The organism is Shinella zoogloeoides (genome assembly GCF_020883495.1).
Classification (GTDB): domain Bacteria; phylum Pseudomonadota; class Alphaproteobacteria; order Rhizobiales; family Rhizobiaceae; genus Shinella; species Shinella zoogloeoides.
On the sequence record NZ_CP086612.1, the window covers coordinates 240126 to 265019 of the forward strand.

The 24894-nt window shown below is 61.5% G+C and carries 21 protein-coding genes and 4 pseudogenes; 12 read left to right on the plus strand and 13 right to left on the minus strand.

Translation table 11 applies throughout. The features are described 5' to 3' along the window. Nucleotides 1-11 precede the first annotated feature (11 nt). Nucleotides 12-1070: a YVTN family beta-propeller repeat protein gene (locus K8M09_RS22305; protein WP_037094854.1), complete on the minus strand. Its 1059-nt coding sequence runs from the start codon at nt 1068-1070 to the stop codon at nt 12-14. 87 nt (nt 1071-1157) lie between these two features. Between K8M09_RS22305 and K8M09_RS22310 the strand changes: the two genes are divergently transcribed. After that, nucleotides 1158-1871, plus strand: coding sequence for an IS6 family transposase (locus K8M09_RS22310; protein WP_037095196.1), 714 nt, complete (start codon nt 1158-1160; stop codon nt 1869-1871). A 54-nt stretch (nt 1872-1925) separates the two neighbouring features. On the opposite strand, the pseudogene K8M09_RS22315 reads toward K8M09_RS22310, so the two are convergent. From K8M09_RS22315 to K8M09_RS22340, 6 genes and pseudogenes are all read right to left on the minus strand, one after another. Then, a pseudogene (locus K8M09_RS22315) lies at nt 1926-2066 on the minus strand (IS30 family transposase); the annotation flags it as partial. A gap of 242 nt (nt 2067-2308) precedes the next feature. Then, the gene (locus tag K8M09_RS22320) at nt 2309-3004 is read right to left on the minus strand and encodes an ATP-binding cassette domain-containing protein (protein ID WP_160787987.1); all 696 of its coding nucleotides are present in this window, start codon (nt 3002-3004) and stop codon (nt 2309-2311) included. 9 nt (nt 3005-3013) lie between these two features. Further along, nucleotides 3014-4186 (minus strand): FtsX-like permease family protein, encoded by a 1173-nt coding sequence (locus K8M09_RS22325; RefSeq protein WP_160787986.1) that lies wholly within the window; start codon nt 4184-4186, stop codon nt 3014-3016. Then, a complete protein-coding gene (locus K8M09_RS22330; RefSeq protein ID WP_156334155.1) occupies nt 4183-5397 on the minus strand; it encodes an HlyD family efflux transporter periplasmic adaptor subunit in 1215 nt (404 codons plus the stop codon). Before K8M09_RS22330 ends, K8M09_RS22325 begins: the two co-directional genes overlap by 4 nt. A gap of 174 nt (nt 5398-5571) precedes the next feature. After that, nucleotides 5572-6063: a cytochrome b gene (locus tag K8M09_RS22335; protein ID WP_050746448.1), complete on the minus strand. Its 492-nt coding sequence runs from the start codon at nt 6061-6063 to the stop codon at nt 5572-5574. Between the two features lie 60 nt (nt 6064-6123). After that, nucleotides 6124-6645: an EF-hand domain-containing protein gene (locus tag K8M09_RS22340; RefSeq protein WP_050746449.1), complete on the minus strand. Its 522-nt coding sequence runs from the start codon at nt 6643-6645 to the stop codon at nt 6124-6126. 173 nt (nt 6646-6818) lie between these two features. Here K8M09_RS22340 and K8M09_RS22345 point away from each other — a divergent pair, with 173 nt between their 5' ends. Beyond that, nucleotides 6819-7544, plus strand: a complete 726-nt coding sequence (locus K8M09_RS22345; RefSeq protein ID WP_050746450.1) for a response regulator — start codon at nt 6819-6821, stop codon at nt 7542-7544. Beyond that, the gene (locus K8M09_RS22350; protein WP_229342505.1) at nt 7544-8929 is read left to right on the plus strand and encodes an ATP-binding protein; all 1386 of its coding nucleotides are present in this window, start codon (nt 7544-7546) and stop codon (nt 8927-8929) included. Before K8M09_RS22345 ends, K8M09_RS22350 begins: the two co-directional genes overlap by 1 nt. 178 nt (nt 8930-9107) lie before the next feature. Here the strand turns inward: K8M09_RS22350 and K8M09_RS22355 are convergent, their stop codons facing one another. The 6 genes and pseudogenes from K8M09_RS22355 to K8M09_RS22380 all read right to left on the minus strand — a co-directional run bounded on the left by K8M09_RS22355 (nt 9108) and on the right by K8M09_RS22380 (nt 15126). Further along, complete coding sequence (locus K8M09_RS22355) at nt 9108-10118, minus strand: RuBisCO large subunit C-terminal-like domain-containing protein (protein WP_082342762.1); 1011 nt, start codon at nt 10116-10118, stop codon at nt 9108-9110. A 16-nt stretch (nt 10119-10134) separates the two neighbouring features. Then, the gene (locus K8M09_RS22360) at nt 10135-13308 is read right to left on the minus strand and encodes a bifunctional diguanylate cyclase/phosphodiesterase (protein WP_160787984.1); all 3174 of its coding nucleotides are present in this window, start codon (nt 13306-13308) and stop codon (nt 10135-10137) included. Nucleotides 13309-13522: 214 nt separating this feature from the next. Next, nucleotides 13523-13696, minus strand: a pseudogene (locus K8M09_RS22365) (transposase); the annotation flags it as partial. Between the two features lie 44 nt (nt 13697-13740). Beyond that, nucleotides 13741-13878, minus strand: a pseudogene (locus K8M09_RS22370) (integrase core domain-containing protein); the annotation flags it as partial. Next, nucleotides 13868-14134, minus strand: a pseudogene (locus K8M09_RS22375) (transposase); the annotation flags it as partial. The pseudogenes K8M09_RS22370 and K8M09_RS22375, both read right to left, overlap by 11 nt. A 50-nt stretch (nt 14135-14184) precedes the next feature. Then, nucleotides 14185-15126, minus strand: a complete 942-nt coding sequence (locus tag K8M09_RS22380; protein WP_023513006.1) for a LysR substrate-binding domain-containing protein — start codon at nt 15124-15126, stop codon at nt 14185-14187. A gap of 124 nt (nt 15127-15250) precedes the next feature. Between K8M09_RS22380 and K8M09_RS22385 the strand changes: the two genes are divergently transcribed. The 9 genes from K8M09_RS22385 to gfa all read left to right on the plus strand — a co-directional run bounded on the left by K8M09_RS22385 (nt 15251) and on the right by gfa (nt 24848). After that, complete coding sequence (locus K8M09_RS22385; protein WP_035228497.1) at nt 15251-16297, plus strand: aromatic ring-hydroxylating dioxygenase subunit alpha; 1047 nt, start codon at nt 15251-15253, stop codon at nt 16295-16297. An 11-nt stretch (nt 16298-16308) separates the two neighbouring features. After that, nucleotides 16309-17409: an FAD-binding oxidoreductase gene (locus tag K8M09_RS22390; protein WP_024271188.1), complete on the plus strand. Its 1101-nt coding sequence runs from the start codon at nt 16309-16311 to the stop codon at nt 17407-17409. A gap of 61 nt (nt 17410-17470) precedes the next feature. Further along, nucleotides 17471-18580: a histidinol-phosphate transaminase gene (gene hisC / locus K8M09_RS22395; RefSeq protein ID WP_023517409.1), complete on the plus strand. Its 1110-nt coding sequence runs from the start codon at nt 17471-17473 to the stop codon at nt 18578-18580. 118 nt (nt 18581-18698) lie between these two features. After that, complete coding sequence (locus tag K8M09_RS23755; protein ID WP_080723352.1) at nt 18699-20663, plus strand: DUF2817 domain-containing protein; 1965 nt, start codon at nt 18699-18701, stop codon at nt 20661-20663. Nucleotides 20664-20716: 53 nt separating this feature from the next. Further along, entirely contained in the window at nt 20717-21514 is a 798-nt protein-coding gene (locus K8M09_RS22410) for a transporter substrate-binding domain-containing protein (RefSeq protein WP_160787983.1), read from the plus strand. A gap of 78 nt (nt 21515-21592) precedes the next feature. Then, entirely contained in the window at nt 21593-22300 is a 708-nt protein-coding gene (locus K8M09_RS22415; RefSeq protein ID WP_023515446.1) for an ABC transporter permease, read from the plus strand. A gap of 3 nt (nt 22301-22303) precedes the next feature. After that, complete coding sequence (locus tag K8M09_RS22420) at nt 22304-22990, plus strand: ABC transporter permease (protein ID WP_023515445.1); 687 nt, start codon at nt 22304-22306, stop codon at nt 22988-22990. Nucleotides 22991-23030: 40 nt separating this feature from the next. Then, nucleotides 23031-24158 carry an S-(hydroxymethyl)glutathione dehydrogenase/class III alcohol dehydrogenase gene (locus K8M09_RS22425; protein WP_023515444.1) on the plus strand — a complete coding sequence of 376 codons (1128 nt, stop codon included), beginning with the start codon at nt 23031-23033 and terminating at the stop codon, nt 24156-24158. A 117-nt stretch (nt 24159-24275) separates the two neighbouring features. After that, nucleotides 24276-24848 (plus strand): S-(hydroxymethyl)glutathione synthase, encoded by a 573-nt coding sequence (gfa, locus tag K8M09_RS22430; RefSeq protein WP_023515443.1) that lies wholly within the window; start codon nt 24276-24278, stop codon nt 24846-24848. The last annotated feature ends 46 nt before the right edge of the window (nt 24849-24894 follow it).

A 24894-nucleotide genomic window follows, 5' to 3' on the forward strand; every position in this document is an offset into this window, starting at 1 on the left:
CCGACGTTGCATCACTGCGCCTGATAGGTGACGCCGTTCGGTCCCTTGCCGACAGCATATGTCTTGACCACGGACTGGCTGCCGACGTCGATCTGGGAAACGGTCCCGGCCACGATGTTGGTGACGAAGACAAAGGCTCCGTCGGCAACGACCGTCACGCCGTGAGCGCCCTTGTCCGTCTGGATGGTCTTCACGACATTCCCGCCTACGACATCGATAACCGAGACCGTCTCATCCGGCTCCGTTTCGGTTCCCTGGTTCGCGACGTAAACCAGCCGGCCATCAGGCGTGGCGTAAACCTGGATGGGCGAACGGCCGACATTGATGCGTGCGATCACCTCGCGCGACTGCGTGTCGATAACGGCGACCTTGTTTTCATCGCGCAGCGAGACATAGACCCGCTTTCCGTCAGGTGTGAAGCCGACCTGGACGGGCGCAACGCCTACCTTGATCCTGGCAACTTCCGAAAGCGCCGTTGTGTCGATAACCGAAACAGTACCGTCCTGGACATTCGCGACATAGATGGCGCTTCCATCCGGGCTCATCCGCAGGCCGTGGGGGTAGTCGCCGGTGCCGACCGTGGCGACGACCTCGCCCTTGGCAAGATCAACGACCGACAAGCTGTCGTCTTCGGAATTCGAGACGTAGGCGCGATTGCCTTGCGCGTCTGCGATCACATGCGCAGGATGCCCACCCACGGGGATCGACGCCTTCACGCCGGAGGAAATATCGGCCGCGTCGAGGACGATCAATTGGCCTGCGACAGCGGCATCACCATGTCCGTCGCCGCCATGGCCAGCCCCATTGGACGCATGAGCGTCTTCAGCTTTGCCGGCGACCGGCAGGCCCACCGCCAGCACCAAATCTTTTCCCGATACGAACTGCACGTTGTGGGGCGTGATCGGGACCGGAACGATGTCGATCTTTTCCGTGGTAAGGTCGATGCGGCTAACGGTGTTGCCAAATTCATCGGCCGTATAGACGAAGCCGGTTGCAGCAGGCTCCGCTCGGACGGTGGCGGCGAACGGAATAGCAAGCACCAGGGCCGATGCCGTCGCGAAGGCCAGCATGGCCGCACGTCTGCGAATCGCGGTTGCTGTCAGGACGGTGGCGTCGCCTTAACCGCCTGTTTTAGCCGACTTGATATTCGGATTGTCATGACCGAATTCCCTGCCGCCCACTTCAGACGCCACCGCTTTCCTGCCGAGATCATCACCCATGCGGTCTGGCTGTATTTCCGATTTCCGCTCAGTTTACGCGACGTCGAAGATCTGTTGGCCGAGCGCGGCATCAACGTCTCATTCCAGACCGTCTCGGAATGGGCGGCGAAATTTGGCTTGAAGTTCGCCAATCAGCTCCGACGCCGCTCACGAGGCCAGTTTGCCGACAAGTGGCAGCTCGATGAGATGGTGGTGACGATCAAGGGAAAGAAATACTGGCTGTGGCGCGCCGTCGATGCCAACGGCTACGTTCTCGACGCCCTCTTGCAAAGCCGAAGGAACAAGGCAGCAGCCTTGCGTCTGATGCGCAAACTGCTCAAGGGTCAAGGTATCGCCCCGCGCGTGATGCTGACCGACAAGCTGCGTTCCTATTCGGCTGCGAAGGCGGATTTGATGCCGAAGGTCGAACATCGCTCGCACAAGGGATTGAACAACCAGGCTGAAAATTCCCATCTTGCTGTGCGACGACGAGAGCGGCGCATGATGCGCTTCAAGTCCGCGCGGCAATGTCAGCGTTTCGTCTCCACTCACGGCCAGATCGCCAATCTCTTCCTTCTTCACCGCAAAGACTTGACCGCCGCAGACCATCGCCAGCTTCGCACTCACGCCATCTCGACCTGGCGGGAAATCGCTTTGTCGATTGATGCGTGAAGTTCAGGTCGAAGAGACTACCGCATCCCAAACTCGGTTAAGGCGACGCCACCTAGCAAAGCGGCTGACCCGCTCCACGAGCGACGTCACGTTGGCCTTGCCGAACTTCTGGCGAAACTAGATCAGATCGCACTCCCAATGCCTGAACTGCTTGCGGTCGGCGACAACCTCTGGGCGACGCAGAATATTGAGTTCCGGGTTAAAGCTTTCCAAAGTGCCGCATTTGAAGGCCTGACAGAAGACCGCACTCGATCATGCCCAAGGGTTCAGAAACTTCTTGCATCATGAGCGGCAACCACAGAAGCTCCTACAATCAGTACTTGCGTAAGGCAGAACTATCGAACACGCCAAGCTTTTCATATTGTTGCGGATTCCGGTAGTAAAACCAATGACCGCAGATGGGATACCTCGACCTCCTTTATTTTAAGAACACTAGCTTAGTTTCGCTCCTCAATCTTGACAATGCGGCCGTCTTCCAGTGTCAGGATACGATCAGCGCGGTCAAGGATGCGGTTGTCATGGGTGACGAGCAAGGTCGTTGTGCCCCGCGCTTCGCCCATGCGTTTCAACAGATCGACGACCTCGGCCGCACTGTCCTTGTCCAGTGCGGCGGTGGGCTCGTCTGCCAGCACCAGCGCCGGGCTGGAGATAAGGGCCCGAGCCACGGCCACGCGCTGTTTCTGCCCACCTGACAAGTTGGCGGGCAGGTAGGTCGTGCGGTCTGTCAGGCCGACGAGGCCAAGCGCATGGGCGGCCGCGCGTTGCGCCACGCCGTCGGGCACGCCACCATGCACCTGCACCCCCATCATCACATTCTGCGCCGCAGTCAGGCTTTCATGCAGGTTGTGGGCCTGGAATATGAAGCCCAGACGCCGGCGCAGCGCGACAAGCTGTGTCTGGGGTGCGCCCTTCAGTTCGTGATCCAGAAGCCGTACCGACCCATCCTGTACCGCGCGGAGGCAGCCGATCAGCGTGAGCACCGTGGTCTTGCCAGACCCAGAAGGGCCCATCAACACGGTGAAGCTGCCGCGTTTCAACGTCAGGTTCACGTCGAACAGGGCTTGTTTCCGGACTTCGCCGCTGCCGAACCAGTGGTTCAAGGCCCGTACTTCAACGATTGCGTCGCTGTCCATGGCAGCCTCCTAGAAGAGATCGGCAGGGTCGGCAGCGGCAAGCCGACGGGTGGCGATGGCGCCGGACAGGGCGGAAAACACGATGGTGCCGAGGAAGACCGTCGCCGCCATCGAGGGTGTCATGCCCAGTGGCAGGGTGGTTATCTTGCCCATGACTGTCAAAATGGTCGTCCCGACAACCAGACCGGGGATAAATCCCATGATCCCCAGCACCAGCGCCTCTTCGAAGACGATGCCGAGAAAGAACTGGGGGCCATAACCCATGGCCTTGAAGGTTGCGTATTCACGCAGGTGGTCGGCCACGTCGGTGGACAGCACCTGATAGACGATCACGATTCCGACGAGAACGCCTATCAGTACGCCGAAGCCGAAGATGATGCCCGTGGGCCGCTTGGTCTGCTGGTAGCGCAGGTCCTCCTGCGCGGCTTGTTCATAGCTGCGGATGCGCAGGGATGGATCGGAGATCAGGGATTTCAGGCGCGCGATCACGGCCTCCGTCTGCGCGCCGGGGCGCAGCGTCAAAAGGATATGGTCGGGCGCCGTGGAACTGCGCGTCGGGAACAGCGACAAAAAGGTCTGATCCGAGACCAGCATATAGCCATCGCCACCGAACCCGCCTCCGCCGGCAAAGGTGGCGTAAGCGGTGACGGTACGGCCCTGCGTTTCAAAGGAGAGCGGTGATTGCGGACGGATCGCGGAAGCTTCATCCTTGCCCAGTCCCCGGGCCAGCCGGTCGAGTATCGCCGCATCTTGCACCTGCAAGAGGTACAGATCGCTTGCGATATCGGCGGCCAGGAATTCTTTCTTGACCGGGTCCACGCCAAAGGTCGTCAGACTGATGTCCTTCTCGCCCCGGTCCCAGGGAACATTGGCGATCAGGAGACCCATGCCCGCGGAGACATCCGGATCACCCATTGCCTGTAGCAGCCATTGCCTTGCGACATTGCCGCCATCGGTCAGGGTGCTCGCGTCGCTGGCCGAAATCATGATATCTGCCTGGAAGAAATCATAGGGTCGCAATGTTGCAGCACCCATCGAATTCATGATCCCAAGCTGGACGAAGACCAGCACATTGGCAAAGGCCACGCCGGCCAGTGCCGCCGCAAAGCGGGTGCGGTTATGGGTCAATTGCAGCCAGCCGATCGGCAGCCGCCCGAACAGGCGTTGCAGCAGGTAGCTCATGGATTGACCCGCGCAGTGGTGTCAATGCGGGCTATGACCTCGAGATTCGTGAAGCGTGCGGCAAGTTCAGAGGAGGCCTTGTCCAGCACCACCAGGACCTGGATCACGCGCGCATCCTTGTTTTCCGCCGCGTCGTCCGAAATCAGTCCCTGCCGTCCCACGGTCAGCCCGATGCTGTCCACCCGGCCCTGAAGCGTGACACCCAGTGCCGGGGTGGCCAACTCCACCGGTTGGCCGACCAAAACATTACTGATGCGGTCCTGCCAGATCTCCACCTCGGCCATCATCTGGTCGGTGTCGCCCATGTCCATGATGCCGTCGGTAGGAGGGCGCTGTCCGGGCGTAACATGGATGTCGAGGATTGTACCGGTGATCGGGGCCACGACCTCGGCGCGCGCAAGATCAAGCTGCGCACGGGCGAGGTCGGATCGGGCGGCATCCACATTGCGGCTCGCCACGATCACATCGGGCTGTTCGTCCAGCGTGACTGCGGCATAGCGCGTTAACGTCGCCTCGGCGCGCACCACGGAAAGTTGGGCGCTCTCTGCCGCCGAACGGGCGGCATCGAGCGTAGCCTGTGTGCCCACATCGTGCGAAACGAGTTCTGCCGTTCGCGCCAGCGTCGTGGCGGCTTCTGCCGCAGTGGCCAGGGCCTGATCAAGCGTAGCTTGTGCTTCGTTGCGGCTTGCCTCTATCGCGGCACGGGTCTGAATGAGGTTTGCTTCGCGCACGGCAAGGTTTGCCTCGGCCGTCAGGACCGCGCCGGTCAGAGCCGAGTGATTGTCGAGCCGCGCCAGCACGGTGCCCTTCTCCACCCGGTCACCCACGGATACGAGGATTTCGGCAACGCGCGCATCGCCCGCGCCGTAGGGTGCCGCCACAACCGAGACATCGCCACGCGGCATCACCCGCGCCAACCCCACCACATCGGTGGGCAGCAGGGTTTCCGCCATCTTCGACGGCAGCTCGATCTCGGGCGGCAGCGCAATGGGTGCATCCGAGCCGCCACCGGGAGTAAGGCCCGTCAGTGCGTAGAACTTCTGCAAGCCCGTCGGTTGAAAATACAGTCCCAGCACCGCGCCCGAGAACATGAACACCGGGACCAGCAGGACCAGCAGATAGCGCTTGCGAAACCAGCGGCGCCGGCGAGCAACTGTCGGCTCAGACAGTTTCAGATCAATCGGAAGGCTTTGCTCTTCGGGCGCTGACATGGCGGTCTTCTCTTTCTGTCGATCTTGGAAATTTGGATTGATGCCCAACCCGATTGAACCCGCTACGTCGAGACGTTTCCAGCATGATGACCCATGACTGCTCTTGTCCAGCACATTCGCCAGGCTCCCCCCGCCGGCGACCTTTAACGGTCGAGCCCCACTCGGTAGTCGCCGCTACTCCGCCGGACGGATCATGCGGATCATGACGTTGTTTTTCAGCACGATCCGATGGAAGGGAATAGCCAGGACATGCAGAGCGACAAGCGCCAGAAGCACGACCTTGAAGATGTTGTGGACCTGTGCGGCAATGGTGAGATCGACGAACCACGCCAATGCACCCGATACAGACATGATCGCCAGTACCGCATAGAAGGCCCAGTGGGCGACATGGCTCAGCAGCTTTAGCGGCGCGGGTTCATTCGCGGGCGGTAGAGGCGCGCCACGCGTCAGACGCAGGGCCAGTCGCCACAGGATGAAGACGAGGATCAGCCCGCCGCCCGCGACATGGGCCAGGATCAGTGGGTCGAAGGCATAGTCCGTGCCCTGCCGGATCGCATCCCAGGCAGAGGCGATGGAGTCCTTGAAGATATATTGACCGGCGACCAGCAGGGCGACGATCCAGTGGAGCGCGATCTGCGCTCCGGAATAACCTGTGGGATGTGTCATGGCTCTGTCCCTTTGAATGATTGGGCGGGCACCTTTCGGCACCCGCTATCCCCTGTCTGGTTACGGTTTGGTCGGGGTTCCGGCATTGATGTCTGTCAAGCGGCCCATGCGGGCCATCATCTTCACGGGAAAGGTGATTTCCTCGGCGCTGATTTCCTTGTTGCCATCATCATCGAGCATGGCGAAGGGTCGCGCGGCCATGCCTTTGGTCACCTCGGAAAAGAGCGCGGCAAATTCCGCCTCGGACAGAGCGCCGCTCTTGTCGGCATCATGGGTGGCGAGCAGGGCGGAAACACCGGCCTCTGCCTCCGTAGCCGTGACCTTGCCGTCCTTGTCGGCATCGAAAGACTGGAAGACCGGATTTTCGGCAAAGCCGTTCATGCCCATCGGGCCATGGCCGGCGCGCTGGCCCATCCGGCCAGGCCCCCATCCTGCGCCGTCGGCGCCCTGCATCATCATGCCCGGTGCATGGCCTCCCATCATGCCCCAGGGGCCGCCGCCCGCGATGGCCGGAATGGTCGCACCGCCGATGACTGCGACGGCAGCGATGGCGCCAAGAGTAAGGATCGTCTTGCGTTTCATGGTCTCACCTCTTCGGGTCTGTGTTTCGAATGAGACCAGGATGGAGGGGCTTTGTCGCAGAAGGATGCCGCGACGGGGCCTGAATTGTATCCGTCTGTCGCAAGGACAGGGAGTGCGACAGACGGATACGCAAAATTCCTCCCGCTTGCTGCAACGGCAGGCTATGTAAGGGCATGACTGATCTATCGCCCCATATCCTGGTCGTGGACGACCATCGCGAAATCCGCGATGCGGTGACGCGATATCTGGAAAAGAACGGGATGCGCGCAACGCCTGCTCGCGATGCCGCGGAAATGGACGTGGCTCTGAAGGCCGGAAGGTTCGATCTGATCGTTCTCGATGTGATGATGCCAGGCGAGGATGGGCTTTCCGCCGCGCGGCGCGTTTCGGCCAGCGGCGGCCCGCCGATCCTGATGCTCAGCGCCTTGGGCGAGGAGACCGACCGCATCGTTGGTCTGGAAATCGGCGCCGACGACTATCTGGTGAAGCCTTTCAATCCGCGCGAACTCCTGGCGCGGATCAAGGCCATCTTGCGACGTTCTGACCGGCCCGAGCCCATGGCTGGTACTCTTGGTGGGCGCAAGCTGGCCTTCGCAGGTTGGGTGCTCGACACCGATACCCGCGCCCTCACGCATCAGGACGGGCGTGAAGTCAGCCTGACAAGCGCCGAGTTCAAGTTGCTGACCATCTTTCTGGAACGCCCGCGCTTCGTGCTGTCGCGCGATCAGCTGTTGGACCTGACGTCCGGCCGGGTAGCCGAGGTTTTCGACCGCACCATCGACAACCAGGTCAGCCGCCTGCGCCGCAAGATCGAAGATGACGCGGCAAGCCCCAGGATCATCGCCACCATTCGGGCGGGTGGCTACAGCCTTGCGACCGATGTCCGAGAGGTGAATTGATGCGGCTTGCCCCTCGCAGCCTGACCGGGCAGTTGGCACTGTTGATCCTGGTCGCCTTCCTGGTGGCCCAGTTCATAAGCCTCTGGCTTTTCACGGGTGAACGCGGGACCGCCTTGCAAGCCAGCCTCAGAGTCGAAACCGCCGAGCGGGCAGCGGCGGTCGTTCTCGCACTGGAAGCCGCCGAACCGGAAAATCGTCCGGGCGTCCTTGCCGCGGCCCGCTCGCATCAAGCGCAATTCGAGGTGGGAGAGAGCGCGATCAGTTTGAAGGAAACTGAGCTACCGGCGGTCCGATCCAGGGTAACAGATGTGCTGGGAAGCCCGCGCGAGATTCGTGCCGAAGAAGTCGGGATCTCCCCGCGCGACGGCCGTCCCATGACGCCTCCTGCCGCGCTTGCCTGGTTGCGTGACCGGCTGCTGGCCGCAGGCGTGGCTCCAACCGAACTTCGCCTGTCCGTGCTCTTGAAGGACGGGACCTGGCTCAATGTCCGCTCCCGCAACGACCGCCGGGATTTCCAGCTCCCTCCGGCTATCCTGGGCACTATTCTGCTTTCGTTGGCGCTGATCATGGCAGCGCTCTGGCTTGGACTGCGCCGGATCACCGGCCCGCTGCGACACCTTGTTCAGGCGGCGGAAGAGATGGGGATCGACGGTCCGGCATTTTCCATGCCGCGCGGCGGGCCCGACGAGGTGCGCGCACTGTCCGACGCGATGGAGCGGATGCAGGCACGCATATCCGGCATGGTTGCCGACCGGACGCGAATGCTGGCGGCGCTCGGTCACGATCTTAGGTCGCCCATCACGGCGCTGCGCCTGCGGGCGGAGATGGTCGATGATGACGAGACGCGAGAGCGCATGGCAGCGACGCTGGATGAAATGCAGGACATGGTCGAGGCGACGCTGGCCTATGCCCGTGGCGTCTCGCCTGACCAGCCGATGGAACCGACGGACATTTCGCGACTGCTCCTGGATCTGGCCTCCGAACTGAGCGAAACCGGTCCGCAGGTGGTAACCGGCACGATGGAACCCGTCACCTTGCCGCTTCGGCGGACGCCGATGCGGCGCGCCTTGCGCAACCTGATAGAGAATGCCCAGCGTTACGGGGGCGAAGCGGTCATTGGTCTCAGTCGAATGGGCAGCGATGTCGTCATTTCCATCGACGATACAGGACCGGGCATACCCGATGCGGATCTCTCCCGCGTCTTCGAGCCGTTTACACGGCTTGAACAATCCCGCTCTCGTGAGACCGGGGGTGTCGGGTTGGGTCTCCCCATTGCGAGAGCCATACTGCACGCGCATGGCGGAACGGTGGAGTTAACGAACCGGGCCAAGGGCGGCCTGCGGGCGACCATTACACTGCGAGGCGCGGTTGCACGAGAGGGGTGACGCGGCTGCGTTTTTTCAGATTGGGTCAATCGGGATTCCAAATCTGTTAAAATAGAAAATACGTGAGCTCAATTTTGTTGCCACCACACAGAAGGACCTCAACAACTGCTCCGTCGCGAATAAAATGGGACTGCTAGTGGCTCATAATTGATGCGGGGTTCTCAAGGCGGAATGGCCGTCAGGCATGGACGGCGGCGACCAGGCGGCGGCAGGCATCGACCAGGTTAGGCTCCTGCAGCAGCGCGCCGCCGATCAGATACATGACGTCGTCACCATAGGCCTCTCGCATTTCGGGCACACGGCTTAAGGTCATGCCACCACCCGGCGCGGCAACGATCGCCTTGGGTCCCCCAATGTCGGCCGCACAAGCCCTCGCAATCGACAGGCACTCTTCGCGAGTAAAGCCGAAACGCCCACCGAAGTTCGGGTAGATGGCAGCGTCCACACCCATCAGCCGGTGCAAGGTGCCGAAAAAGCTGCGGTGCGAGAAGCCGCAGTCGGGTGAGACGACATTCGCGCCGGAAAAGGCGGGGTGGGAGATGATGGGAAGCGAGAAGTCCGAATCCTCCGCCAGCGCACGGATGGCGTCGTAGCCGGCCAGTGCCGGGGCGATCATCACGGCACCCGCGCCAGCTTCCTGCGCTCGTCTTGCGCGCTCGACGAGTGATGTCGTTGGCCCGGTAATGTTGGGGACAAAGCTTGTCTGGCCGCCGGATTTCGCGTTCGACTCGCCGACGGCCTCGACGCAGGCCCGCAACCGCTCTTCGAACGGAGACGTCTTCTGATCGACGAGGCCGTGATCGTCCTTCACGAAATGCATGCCGCCGAGCGCGAAGTCATGGGCGAGACGAGCCAGCTGTGCTGTCGACAGGCCCACGGGCTTGATGGCAGACATCAGAAGGGGTGTGTCACCTATGCCCGCCCTGGCGCGAAGTCCGGCAATGCCGTGACGCGGGCCTTTGCAGAGCGCCAGCACGCCGGGTGAGGGGCTGATGTCTTCCACCTTCAGGCCTGGCTTGATGGAACTGTTGCCGAAGACAATATTGAGGAACTGAAGGAAATCCTCCCCCATGTCGTCGTCCGAGTAGGAGATTTTGGCCAGATAGCCCGGCCTGCCGTAAGGGTCCTTGTCGAGCGCCTCCAGTCGGCCGAGGATCTCGTCCTCGACATAGTCGTTCCGTCTGACCAATCAATTGTCTTGAAGCTCAGGCAGTTTGCAGCAACGCTTCCCCCGTGATTTCCGGCACCTTCTCGATCAGCTCGGAAATCTTGGCTTGCGACAGCGGCCTCGACATCAGGAAGCCCTGGATCTCGGAGCAATGGTCGGCCGTCAGCAGGGCGAGTTGTTCGTTTGTTTCGACACCTTCCGCTGTTACGCTTAAGCCGAGTGCGCGACCAAGGCCGAGGATTGCTTGAACGATCGGCCGCGCACTTTCTCGCGTACCCAGATCGCTGATGAAGCTCCGATCGATCTTGATGACGTCGAAGGGGAAATTGCGCAAATAGCTAAGCGAAGAGTAACCAGTGCCAAAATCGTCCATGGCAAGTTTCACGCCCATGGCCTTCAACTCGTTGAGCACTTCAATCGCCCGCTCAGCATCTTCGAGCAAGACGCCCTCGGTGATCTCAAGTTCCAGAAGTTCACCCTTCAGACCGGAGCGGCGAAGGCAATCCCTGACCTTGTCGACGAATTTTGTATCGCGAAACTGCACTGGCGAGACGTTGACCGAAACGCCGATCCCGGACCAGTTCGCGGCAGCCTCACATGCAGTGTCGAGGATCCAGTCCCCGAGCGGCACGATTAAACCATTTTGCTCGGCCAATGGTATGAAATCACATGGCGGGATGCGGCCGCGCTCCGGATGCGCCCAGCGAACCAAGGCCTCGACACTGCGCATTTGACGGGCACGCGTATCAAAACGCGGTTGGTATTCAAGGAAGAAATGGCCGGCGGTCAGGCTATGGCGCATATCCTCCGTCATCTTACGCTGCAACATGATCTTGTCGTTCATCTCAGCAGCAAAATAACTGAACTGCCCGCGTCCGGATTGCTTGGAGCGGTAGAGCGCCGTATCAGCGGCACGCAGGAGCTCATCCGGCGTTGTGCCGTCCATGGGCGCAATCGCCACTCCAATCGACATGCCAACTGTCAACTCACCGCTTTCATGGCGAATGGGCGCACCGACTGTTTCCATAAGCTTCATGCAGAACCGTTCGACCGCCTCGGCTGGCATTCCGGGCGCTGCAATGACGAATTCGTCGCCGCCCACGCGTGCGACCATGTGATCAGCGCGTATGGCACGCCGCAAGCGATCTGCAACGGCCCCCAAAACCAGATCGCCAACATGATGACCATGAGTGTCATTGATTGGTTTGAAGCGGTCCAGATCGACGTAGAATACCGTCATGCTTGCCGCAGCGCTCGCCAGAGCGGTTTCCATGAAAGCTACTAATTTTGTCCGGTTCGGCAGGGAGGTACCCGAATCCAAATGGGCCTGCCGTTTTGCATCCTCAAAAGCCTCGGCAAGCGCGACGTTTGAAGTCACATCAGTCGCGTATTTAATCACTTTGCGAGGGCAACCATTCAGGTCGAGGATTGGATTATAAGAAGCCTGTATCCAGATCTCCCTACCGTCGTTACCGAGCCTTTTGTACAGGCCTGCGTGATATTGCCCACTGCGAAGTGTCTCCCAAAACAGGGAATACTCGACGCTCTTGGCATAGGACTTTTCGACGAGCTCTGAATGATGCTTCCCGACCACGTCGTCACGCTCAAAGCCGAGGGTCGAAAGGAAGTTGTCGTTGACCGCCAATATGATACCGTCAAGTGCAAGCTCTACGACGCCTTGCGACTTGTTGATAGCCTCGATCTGTCCCTCGTAATCGGCCTGTCTCAGCCGTTCGGCGGTCACGTCAACTGCATATTTGACAATTTTGAATGGCCGGCCCTCCATGTCGAGGATCGGATTGTAAGTCGCCTGTAGCCAGATCTCGCGACCATCTTTGCCAATACGCTTGTACTCACCCGCTTTATGTCGGCCCAAGCCAAGCTCGCGCCAGAAACTGCGATATTCGTCAGAGTCTGCTGCATCGGCAGAGACAAACATGCTGTGATGTTGTCCGTAGACCTCGCCAAACCTGTAGCCGGTGAGTTCCAAAAAATTATCATTCGCATCGATGACAGTCCCATCAAGTGCAAACGAGATCACACATTGCGCCTGATTGATCGCTGCAATCTGTCCCTGATATTCAGCCTGCAGAAGACGTTCTTCCGTTACAACCGAAGCGAACTTGACCACCTTGGACGGAACACCGTTTGCGTCAAAGATCGGATTGTAGGTTGCCTGAAGCCAGATCTGGCGACCATCCTTGCCGACGCGCTTGTAAAGGCCGGATTGATGCTCACCGCGTCTCAGCGCATGCCAGAACTGATTATAGGCCAAACCATGGGCCTCAGCGCCATCCACAAGTATCCGGTGGTGACGGCCTGCGATTTCCTGAAGGCTGAAGCCGACCGCGTCGAGGAACTTGTCGTTGGCATCGAGGATCGTGCCGTTCATTCCAAGCGTTACCACACAATTGGACTTGTGGATGGCATTGATCTGCCATTCATAATCGGCTTGTCGCAGTTTCTCAGCCGTCCGATCTGTGGCGAATTTCACAATCTTGATGGGCCGGCCAGCGAGATCAAGAACAGGGCTATAAACGGCTTGTAACCAGACATCCCGGCCAGACTTGTGGCGCCGGCGATACTCACCCGACTGATGCTCCCCTCGCCCAAGCGAAGCCCAGAAATCACGGTAGTCCTGGTGGCTGGCAAAGTCAGGATCGACAAACATCGAGTGATGTTGCCCTAGAACCTCGGACAGCGAGTAACCCATCGTCTCGAGGAAGAGCGTATTGGCATCAAGAACATGGCCATCGAGAGAAAACTGGATAACGGCTTGGGAGTTTCCGATCGCTTCGATCTGGCCACGCTCGTCTGCGATCTTCTCTTGCTGGTCAGTCAGATCCGAGATGATCTGCACAACCTCGAAGTCGTCGTCAGAGGGTATACCGATTGGCACAAACGTCATGTCGAGCCAAAGTTCCTGGCCCGTCTTCGTCAACCAGAACCGCCCTTCACGATGGGTCTCTCCATCCAGGATTCGGTCCCAGGCGCCCGTCTGCAAGAGTGGCGTAGCACCTGGACGTTCAAAGAGCGCGGCACTCGAGCCAACAACGTCCTCGAGCTCGTGTCCGAGCAAGCGGACGAAACGGTGATTGGCCGAATTGATGCGTCCCCTGCGATCATAACGGACCGTCGCGAATAGCTGATTGAGAGCCCTGAGCTCTGCCGCAACCGTATTGTCGTATCGCCGTTCGTCCATTGCAGACATGCCTTCGCAATCCATCCAAACACAGGGCAAGCCAGGACGTGAATACCCGGCATTCGTCGAGGGCTGCCTTCCTTTGCAACGACCAGACGCGGAACCATGACACCAGTCGGCGATGCCGCGTGCCATCTTTAGTAACTTTGATGCGCGCGGTGCTCGAAAACCGATTCGATCAAAGTTAGCTCTTTAAAGTCTAATTTTAATTTAAAATATGCGACTAGGTCCTGTTGACAAAGTATGGGAGCCATATCTTTGCGGCGGCCAGGGCAAGGAATTCTGAGAAGGATTTTCGCGTCTTGTCGTATCGGGTCGCAACGCGACGGAACTGTTTGAGACGGTTGAACATCCGCTCGATACGGTTCCGATCCTTATAGGCCCGGAAGTCGCAGGCAGGTGGGTAATCCTCCCCGTTTTAACGGGGTTCAGCGGTAGAACTCACGCGGCCATTTTCAGTTTCTGAGCGGGTGTAATGCCGCCAATGCCCATGTTGGGCCGTTCGTGGTTATACGTCCAAAGCCATTCCGTGGCGATCTCCTGCACCTCCGTTATGCTGTCAAAAATATACAGATCGAGCCTGACGAAGCTCGCGGTTCTCCCGCTCCAGAGCCTTCATCTTCTCGGCCGCGTCGCTCGGCAGGCCTGCTCGTTTGCCGCTGTCGACCTCGGTCTTCTTCACCCATTCATGCAGCGTGGCTGGCGAGCAACCGATCTTGCCCGCAATAGATGAAACGGCTGCCCACCGCGACGGATGCTCTGCCTCGTGATCCAGCACCATACGGATGGCGCGTTGGCGGACTTCCGGTGAAAATTTGTTTGTTGTCTTGCTCATATCGGCTCCACTTTCTCAGAAGTTGGAGCCTCCGGCAAACCCGGCGCGGTTCACAATGACGCGACGGCTGTTGGAAGCGCTGGCGCCGAATACTGATCCTGTTGCCTGGCAATTCCGAGGAGCCATTTGTGGAACCTTTGGCCGAACGGCTTTTCAAGAGCGGTCCTGTCCCAGGCGAGATAGTAGCTTTCGGAAAGCTTCATGCGAATGTCGAAGGGAACGATCAAACTGCCCGAGGCAATCTCGTCCTGCACCATGGAAACCTGCGCGAGTACAAATCCGCGCCCATTGGCGGCCGCGTCGATGGCGCTGCTCGACAAGGTAAAAGAAAGGCCGGAAAAGGTCTGCCGGCCATCGGCATCGATGAGGCTTGCCCAGTCCTTCCATTGCGGCGACGCCTTGTAGTCTGCCTCCCATTCCACATTGAGCAGGGGAAATGTGAGGATGTCCTGCGGACAGCGCGGAGCGCCGTTTGCAATGAGCGCAGGCGAACAGACCGGCACGACCCAATCGGTGAACAGAACTGCTACGTGTTCGTGGGCGTAGGAACGCCGGCCGTAGGTGATGCGGAAATCCACCTCCTCCGCACCGAGGCGAGGTTCCTGTTCCTGGCCGAGGATGCGCACGTTCGAGCCCGGACAGAGCGACTGCCAATCGAAGATCTTGCGGCTGACCCAACGGCTGGCGACCGAGGACAGGGCGCTGAGCACGATGCCGCTTTCGTTGCGCGCACGCGTCAGGACATTGGCGGCGTGGGAAAGCTGCTGAAAACCCTTCGCAACCTCGCGATAATACAGCCGTCCCCAGGACGATAATTCCACCCGCCGGCCGCGCCGCTCCAGAAGCGTCAATCCAAGACATTGCTCCAGATTGCGCACCAGCTGGCTGACGGCTCCCGGCGACACGCCGAGGTCTTCCGCGGCAGCACTCACCGAGCCGCATCGTCCAATGGCTTCAAAGGCCTGCAAGCCACGCAAGGACGGGTTCGACATCGTTACGCATTCCTCCCGCGACGCATCCCAATTTAGATTTTCTAAAATAGAACGCAGCAGCTGGCAACTTGTTGGCGCCGAGAAAACAACGAACATTCGCTTATCAAAACGCAAGGAGAGCGAGATGTTTCTCAAGAATGCCTGGTACGTCGCGGCCTGGGATCACGAGGTAAGCCGCGAGCTGAAGCCCGTCACCATCCTCGGCGAAAAGATCGTTCTTTACCGCCGGCAGAATGGCCAGGCCGCCGCGCTGGAGGATGCCTGTCCCCATCGCAAGCTGCCGCTCTCCATGGGCCGCATCAAGGGCGACGACGTGGAATGCGGCTATCACGGCCTGACCTTCGACTGTTCGGGCACCTGCACCCGCGTTCCGGGTGCAGAGCGTATTCCCCATGTCGCCAAGGTGCGCTCCTACCCCGTTCACGAGCGCTACGGCCTGCTCTGGATATGGATGGGCGAGGCGGAAAAGGCCGACCCGAAGGACATTTTCGAGGTGGAGTATTTCGACGACCCGGCATGGGGCATCAATCGCGGCGAGTCCATGACGCTCAACTGCAACTACCTCTACATGACCGACAACCTGCTCGATCCGTCCCACGTCGCTTGGGTCCATCAATCGTCCTTCGCAAGCTCAGCCTGCGAGGAAACGCCGCTGGAGACGACCGTGAAGGACGATGGCGTGACCGTTTGGCGCTGGATGATCGACTCCGAACCGGCACCCTTTTATGCCCCCTTCCTGCAGTTCGAGGGCAATACGGACCGCAAGCAGCACTACGAGGTCCGCTACCCGAGCAACGCCATCATCAAGGCGATCTTCGCGCCGGCCCATACGGGCGGCGAAGGCCGCGCGCTGCCGGAAAACACCTTCCTCATGGACAGCTACAACTTCATGACGCCGGTCGATGAGAACCGCACCAAATACTACTGGTTCCAGATGCGCAATTTCGCGCCCGACGACGCCAAGGTTTCCGAGAGCTTCGCCAAGTCCGTGCGCGGCGCCTTCGAGGAGGACCGTATCGTACTGGAGGCCGTCCATCACGGGATGGCGAATATGCAGACGCCGAACCTCGACCTGAAGATCGACGTCGGCCCGATGCGCTTCCGCCGCAAGCTCGCCCAGATGATCGCTGCCGAGGCGCAAGCCGGGCCTGCCCACGCAGCGGCTGAGTAAGGATCGCCCGAATGCTGGACGCCGCGGCCTCGCGCTTCCGCCCCTTCGAAGTCATCTCGAAGGCACGCGAAAGCACCACCATCACGTCTTTCCGACTTGCCCCTCTCGACCGGCAGCACTGGCGGCCGTTCGAGGCCGGACAGTTCCTCACGATACGGGTTCCCGATAGCAAGGGTGGCCATGTCCTGCGCAACTATACGGTCTCCTCGTCCCCACGCGAGGAGGGCACGTATCGGATCACCGTGAAGCGTGAGGCCGCACCGTCGCAAGACGTGCCGGCGGGTGTGAGTTCGTGCTGGCTGCATGACGAGATCGAGCCCGGCGCCATCGTCGAGATCGACCTGCCGCGCGGCGCCTTCAAGCTGGACACGTCGAGCCGCCGGCCCGTCGTGCTGCTTTCCGGCGGCGTCGGGCTGACGCCGACGGTCTCGATGCTCGATGTGCTGGCGCGGGAAAGCAACCGTCCCGTCTGGTTCATCCACGCCTGCGACAGCGGGGCCGTCCATGCCCTGCGCGGCGAGGTCGAACAGCTTGCCGCCCTCAGACCCGGCGTCACCGTGCATTTCTGCTACCGTTTCGCAGAAAGCGCCGACCTCGACACGATGCGGTGCCATTCCGAAGGCTTCCTGACACGCGCCACCCTCCAGGAACTTCTGCCGCTCGACGATTACGACATCTACATGTGCGGCCCGCCCCCCTTCATGCAGGCGCTCTATGGTATTCTCACCGGCCTGGGCGTCCGCAAGGAACGTATCGCCTATGAGTTCTTCGGCCCGGCAAGCCTTCTCAAGGAAGCCGCGCAGACAACACCGCACCCCGTCAAGCCGCCCGCCGACGACCAATCCCCCGCAGGCGACGGACCTCATATCGTTCTTCAGAAATCCGGGCGCAGGCTCTCCTGGGACGGCACGAGCGAATCCATCCTTGCCTTCCTGGAGGCACAGGGCATCGAGCCGGAATTCTCCTGCCGGGCTGGGGTCTGCGGAACCTGCGAGCAGGGCCTCGTCTCCGGAGAGGTCGACTATTTCGAGGAGCCGCTGGACGTGATGCCGAGGGATCGGGTGCTGCTGTGCTGTACCCGGCCGAAATCCTCGCTCGTGCTCGATCTGTAGCGACTGTGACCAAGAGGCTGCGGCCTGAACCGGGGGGGCCTCGCCACCCGAAGGAGAGCCCGTGACGAAACTGCTCCGAGATGAAATTCCGCTCAACCCGCATGTCGCCGGTCTGCCGCCCTACAATGCCGGCATGAACATCGCCGCCGCGCAGAAGCACAGCGGCCGGCAGGACATCGCCGCGCTCGCCAGCAACGAGAACCCGGACGGCTGCTCGCCGAAGGTCGCCGCAGCCCTCGCCGGCCTCAATCCGGCGCGGTATTGCGATCCGGCCTGCACGACACTGCGCACGGCCCTCAGCCACAAGCTCGACGTTCCCGCAGACCGCATCGTCGTCGGCAACGGCTCGGAGGAGATGATCGCCGCGGCGTGCCGCGCAATTCTTCGTCCCGGCGCCTTCGTCGCGACGCTCTGTCCCGGCTTCGGCCTGCACGAGATAGAGGCGCTCGCCAACGGCGCGCGGGTCGAGAAGGTTGCCATGCGGCCGGACCTGGATTTCGACATTCCCGCGATCGTCGCCATGCTTACGCGCAAACCGGTGATCTTCTTTCTGTCGTCGCCGTCCAATCCCGTCGGGCCGGCGCTTAACCGTGACGGCCTCGAGCGTATTCTCTCGGCGGTTCCGCCACAAACGCTGCTCGTGCTGGACGAGGCCTATTTCGAGTTCACCGACGACGACATGCCCGACGGGCTGGCCGCCCTCGCAAAGACCGATCTCTCCTGGGTGGTGCTGCGGACCTTCTCCAAGGCCTATGGGCTTGCCGGCCTGCGTGTCGGCTATGCCGTGACGTCGGACCTGCGCCTGGCGCGCGCCATGACCGCCGCCAAGACACCGTTCAACGTCAATGCCGCCGCGCAGACCGCCGCACTCGCTGCACTCGAAGACGAAGCATGGATGCGCGCATCGGTCGCCGCACTGAAGCAGGAACGACAGCGGGTCTCCCAGCGCGTCGCAGCCCTCGGCTTTCGCGTCGCCGGATCGCAGACGAACTTCCTCTTCATCGATGTCGGCTGGGACAGCCGGGCGGCGCTGGATCACTTCCTGTCGAAGGGGATCATCATCAAGCCGTGGAAGGAAGCCGGCTACGAAACCTTCATCCGCGTGACGATCGGCAGCCGCTCCGAAAACGACCGCTTCATCGAGGCGCTGACCGCTCTCGCCACGGAGTGACGCGCCGCAGCGCCGCTCCAATCCGACAAGACAGAACAGGGGGTCAATCTACGGCCCGAGGGAACGAACCATGAGCGCAAACGCAAGTCTGCCCAAAGCGAACCGGGAGCCACATCGCATGTCCTCATTGACGCCATCCGGTCTCTTTTCCGGCGACTACTCGGCTCTCCGCACCCGGTTCCTGGCCGCCGCGCGCACCGCCGGGGCGAGCCTCGTCGAATATCTGCATCCGCTGCATGGTCCAGACGGCGAGCGGCTTGCGACCGATGTCGCCTATCTCGGCCGCAACGATGCCCGCAAGCTCATGGTGCTGATTTCCGGCACCCATGGGGTCGAAGGTCCGTTCGGTTCGGCCTGCCAGACCGCCTGGCTCTCCCAGAACACGCCCTGGCAGCTTCCCGACGATACCGCCGTGCTCGCGATCCATCTCATCAATCCCTGGGGCAGCGCATGGTCGCGCCGGGTGAACGAAGACAATGTCGACCTCAACCGCAATTTTATCGACTGGCAAAAAGCACCGCCGAAAAACGAACCGTACGGCGCCTTGCACGGCGCGCTCGTCTGTTCCGCCCTGGAGGGGCCGGACCACGACGCGGCAGCGGAGACCTATGAGGCGGCCAAGCGGCAAGCCGGCGGCTATGCCGGCCTCGCCCCAATCATCGAAGCTGGCCAATACGATTTTCCGGATGGGCTGTTCTATGGTGGCGATGGCCCGGTCTGGTCCAACCGCACGCTCATCGACATCCTCTCCACCTTCGCGCAGCAGGCGGCCGAGGTCGTCGTTTTCGACCTTCATACGGGCGCCGGTCCCTATGGTTATCCGGCGCTGCTGTCGGTCGCTGAAAGTGAGCACGCCGGGCTGGACTGGGGGCGGAGCATCTTCGGCCCCACACTCTCGGTCGTCGTCACCGGTGCGAACGCGACAACAGATACCGGCATTGCCGCGACCGCAACCGGTTATGTTTCTGCGGCCGTGCGGACCGCGCTGCCGAAGGCCCGCGTCCTGCCGCTGGTGGTCGAATGCGGCACGCTGGACGGCGCCACCGTTTCCGACGCGGTGCAAGCAGACAACTGGCTTCATCTGTTCGGCAAGGTCGACACGCCGCTCGGCGGCAGGATCAAGGAAACCCTGCGCGCCGCCTTCATCCCCGAGGATGCGGACTGGCAGCGCACATGCCTTGCCGCATCGCTGCGCCATTTCGATCGCGCCTTCGCCGACCTCAAGGCGGTTGGCGGCGCCGGCCCGGAAAAGACCGTTCCGGCAGCAGCGGCTGTTACCGTCGTCACCCATCCCGACGTAAACGGCCCGAGGCTTGCCGAACGGCCGGCGATCGAGGTGCACGGCATCCACAAGCGTTTCGGCATCCTGCCTGTGCTGAACGGCGTCAGCGTCTCCGCGCAGCCGGGCGAGGTCGTGTCGATGATCGGCTCTTCCGGCTCGGGGAAAAGCACCTTCCTGCGCTGCATCAACCTGCTTGAACAGCCGAACGACGGACGCATCGTCATCGACGGCGAGGAAATCCGCATGAAGAAAACGGCGGACGGCAATGCCGTTCCGGCCGACATGCGGCAGGTCGAGCGCATCCGCTCGCGGGTCGGCATGGTGTTCCAGAACTTCAATCTCTGGCCGCACATGACCGTGCTCGAAAACATCGTCGAGGCGCCGCTGCATGTGCTGAAGGAAGAGCGGCAGGCGGCCGTCGATCACGCTCACGCTTTGCTGAAGAAGGTCGGGCTCTCCGACAAGCACGCGCAATATCCCGGCCAGCTCTCGGGCGGCCAGCAGCAGCGCGCCGCCATCGCCCGCACGCTTGCGATGCGCCCGAAACTCATCCTGCTCGACGAACCGACCTCAGCACTCGATCCCGAGCTGGTCGGCGAAGTGCTGCGGGTGATCCGGCAACTGGCCGAAGAAGGAAACACGATGATCCTTGTGACGCACGAAATGCAGTTCGCGCGCGAGGTCTCGCACAAGATCCTCTTCCTCCATCAGGGAAAGGTGGAGGAAGAGGGTGCCCCGGCGGAGGTTTTCACCAATCCGCGCTCCGAACGCATGCGCCAGTTCCTGGCCCGGACGTTCTGACAGCCGCCGGCCTCACCCACTCGACAACGAAGCTCAACATGGGGAACCAAAACATGAAGCTGAAAAGTCTGTTGCTCGCCACGCTCTTTGCCACCGGCCTCACCACGGCGCAGGCCGCGGAAGGCGAATTGTCGATCGGAACGGAAGGCGCCTATCCGCCATGGAGCATGGCCGATGCCGTCGGCAACGTCACCGGCTTCGATGCCGATGTCGGCAACCTGCTCTGTGCCAAGCTGGAAATGAAGTGCCAGTTCGTCGTGCAGGCCTTCGACGGCCTCATTCCGGCGCTGAAGGCCAAGCGTTTTGACATCATCATCTCGGGCATGTCGATCACCGAAGACCGCAAGAAGGAGATCAACTTCTCCATCGGCTATGCCGAACTCGCCAACATGTTCGTCGCGCCGAAGACGTCGGACCTTGCGGGCATCAAGGATTTCGACAGCCTGATCAAGGCGCTCGACGGCAGGAAGGTCGGCGTGCAGGCCGGCACGACCCACGCGCATTATCTCGAGAAGAACGCACCGAACGCCGACCTGAAGACCTATGACACGCTCGACCAGATGCAGATCGACCTCGCCAGCGGCCGCGTCGATACGGCCTTTTCGGACGCGTCCGCGATGGAGGATTTCCTCGCCAAGCCGGAGGGCAAGGATTTCCAGCTGGTGGACGTCAAGATCGCCAGCTCTTCCGATCCGACGCTCGGCGAAGGCATCGGCGTCGGCATCGCCCAGGAAAACACCGAGCTGAAGGCGCGCATCGACAAGGCGCTTTGCGAACTTGTCGCCGACGGCTCTATCGGCAAGGCGAGCCAGACCTGGTTCAAGACGGACATTTCCCGCCCCTGCAAGTAACGCCGACATGGTGTCTCCCGGATATCCTCCGGGAGACACCGCCTCCGACAGGATAACAGACAGGTTTGGGCGGGCCCGATGGAATTTGGATTATGGCAGGTATGGGAGGGCGGCTGGATCGCCGCAATCCTGCGCGGCGCGGCGATCACCATCGCCGTCGGTATCGCGAGCATGGCCTTCGGCATTGTCATCGGCATTGCCTGCGGCCTGATCAAATGGGCGCGGCTCTTCCCGCTGACGCTGGCGGTGGATTTCTACACGTCGATCGTGCGCGGCGTGCCGGAGCTCCTGATCATCTATCTTCTCTTCTTCTCCTCCGTCGAATTCGTCGGGCAGGTCGCCGCCGCCTTCGGCTATGAAGGACTGGCCGGCAACGGCTATGCCTTCATCATCGCCGTTATCGCGATCGCGGCCATATCCGGCGCCTATTCCACCGAAGTCGTGCGCGGCGCGCTTGCCGCCGTTCCTGGTGGCCATATCGAGGCGGCGCGTGCGCTCGGCATTCCCGGCAGACGCATCTTCCGCCGGATCATCGCACCGCAGATGCTGCGGATTGCCGTGCCCGGCATGAACAATGTCTGGCAGACGACCATCAAGGATACCGCCCTCGTCTCCGTCGTCGGCCTGCAGGAATTGATGCGTGCCGCCTTCGTCGGCGCCGGCTCCACCCGCCATCCCTTCATTTTCTATTTCATCGCGGCTGTCGTCTATCTCGTCATCACGCTGGTCAGCCAGGGTGGTTTCGACCGGATCGAGCGCCTTCTGCGCCCCCGCACGAGGACATAGGCCATGGATCTCGATCTCATCCAGCTTGCCGTTCCGACCCTTGCCAAGGGATTGTGGCTGACCGCCGTCCTGACACTGGCAGCCGTCGCCGTCGGCTTCAATCTCGGCCTCGCGCTCGCCGTCATGCGGCTTTCGAAAAACCGGTTTGTCAGTGGCTTCGCCAAGGGCTACAGCACCGTCTTCCGGGGAACGCCGCTGCTCGTTCAGCTCTTCCTCTTCTACTACGGCCTCGGCCAGATTGCCTTCGTGCGCGACAATCCCGTCCTCTGGTGGATCGTCGGCGACGGTGTTCATTGCGCCGTGATGGCGCTGGCGCTCAACACCGCCGCCTATACGTCGGAGATCCTGCGCGGCGGCCTCCTGTCGATACCTGGTGGCCTCGTCGAGGCGGCGCAGGCCTGCGGGATGTCGCGACTCCTGTGTTTTCGCCGGATCACGTTTCCGCTCGCCATAAGGCAGGCCTTGCCGGCCTATGGCAACGAACTCGTGCTCGTCGTCAAGGGAACGAGCCTTGCCTCGACCATCACCGTGCTGGAAATCACCGGCCATGCGAAACGCCTGATGAGCCAGACCTATGCGATCCTCGAGGTCTTCGCCATCGCCGGCGTGCTGTACCTCCTGATCAATCTGGTGCTGATCACCCTCGTCCGGCTGCTTGAAGCCCGCCTGACGCGCTACCTGCCGCGATAACCAAATCTCCGAAACGACGGACACTCTGGAAGGAAAGACCATGGACGTACGCGCCGCCGTTGCCGTTCAGGCCGGAAAACCGCTTGAAATCATGACCGTACAGCTCGAAGGCCCGCGCGCCGGCGAAGTGCTGGTCGAGGTGAAGGCGACGGGCATCTGCCACACCGACGATTTCACCCTGTCGGGCGCCGATCCGGAAGGCCTCTTCCCGGCCATCCTCGGCCATGAGGGTGCGGGCATCGTCGTCGACGTCGGCCCGGGCGTCACCTCGGTGAAGAAGGGTGACCACGTCATTCCGCTCTACACGCCGGAATGCCGCGAATGTTACTCGTGCCTGTCACGCAAGACCAATCTCTGCACCTCGATCCGCGCCACCCAGGGCCAGGGCCTGATGCCCGACGGCACCTCGCGCTTCTCGATCGGCAAGGACAAGATCCACCATTACATGGGCTGCTCGACCTTTTCGAACTTCACGGTCCTGCCGGAGATCGCGCTCGCCAAGGTCAACCCGGACGCGCCCTTCGACAAGATCTGCTACATCGGCTGCGGCGTGACGACCGGCATCGGCGCGGTCATCAACACGGCCAAGGTCGAGATCGGCTCGACGGCCATCGTCTTCGGCCTCGGCGGCATCGGCCTCAACGTGCTGCAGGGCCTGCGCCTTGCCGGCGCGGACATGATCATCGGCGTCGACATCAACCCCGACCGCAAGGCATGGGGCGAAAAGTTCGGCATGACGCATTTCGTCAATCCGAAGGAAGTCGGCGAGGACATCGTGCCGTACCTCGTCAACATGACGAAGCGCAACGGCGACCTGATCGGCGGCGCCGACTACACCTTCGACTGCACGGGCAACACCAAGGTAATGCGCCAGGCGCTCGAAGCCTCGCATCGCGGCTGGGGCAAGTCGGTCATCATCGGCGTTGCCGGCGCCGGCCAGGAGATCTCGACGCGCCCGTTCCAGCTCGTCACCGGCCGCAACTGGATGGGCACCGCCTTCGGCGGCGCGCGCGGCCGCACCGACGTGCCGAAGATCGTCGACTGGTACATGGAGGGCAAGATCCAGATCGATCCGATGATCACGCACACGATGCCGCTCGAGGACATCAACAACGGCTTCGAACTCATGCACAAGGGTGAGAGCATCCGCGGCGTGGTGGTATACTGAGCGCGGGTTCAAGACCGCCTGCACCTCGCAATCCATGCATTTGCACCGCCGCGCCAGCGCTGGCGGTGCCTGTTATCGGCCGCGCATGCCGCGCCGGCCATGAAGGAGGAGAAACCCATGCCAAGTATCGCGATACACCCATCCGTCGACAACGGGTTCAAAGCGACCGATGCCACCTTTTCCGGCGGCACGCTCGTCTGCAACTGCGCGAGCAATCCGGTCAAGGTCCGCGTCAAGGGCGACATCGCCCATAACCACGCCTGCGGCTGCACCAAGTGCTGGAAGCCGGACGGCGCCGTCTTCTCGGTCGTCGCCGTCGCCTCGACCGACAATGTCAAGGTCGTCGAAAACGGCGACAAGCTCGCGGTCGTCGATCCGGCCGCTCTCATCCAGCGCCATGCCTGCAAGGCATGCGGCGTGCATATGTACGGCCCGGTCGAGCGCGATCATCCGTTCAAGGGCCTGTCCTTCGTGCATCCGGAACGTTTTGAAGAGAGCGGCTGGGCCAAGCCCGGATTTGCGGCCTTTGTCTCCTCGATCATCGAAAGCGGCTACGATCCGGCACAGATGGACAGCGTTCGCACCCGGCTGCGGGAGCTCGATCTCGCACCCTACGACTGCCTCAACCCCGCCTTGATGGACTACATCGCCACCTGGACGGCGAAGAAAAACGGCACGCTTCACGCCTAAATGCCCTGAGCTTCCCAAGGCCAGCCTCTCCCATTTTCCCGATGCC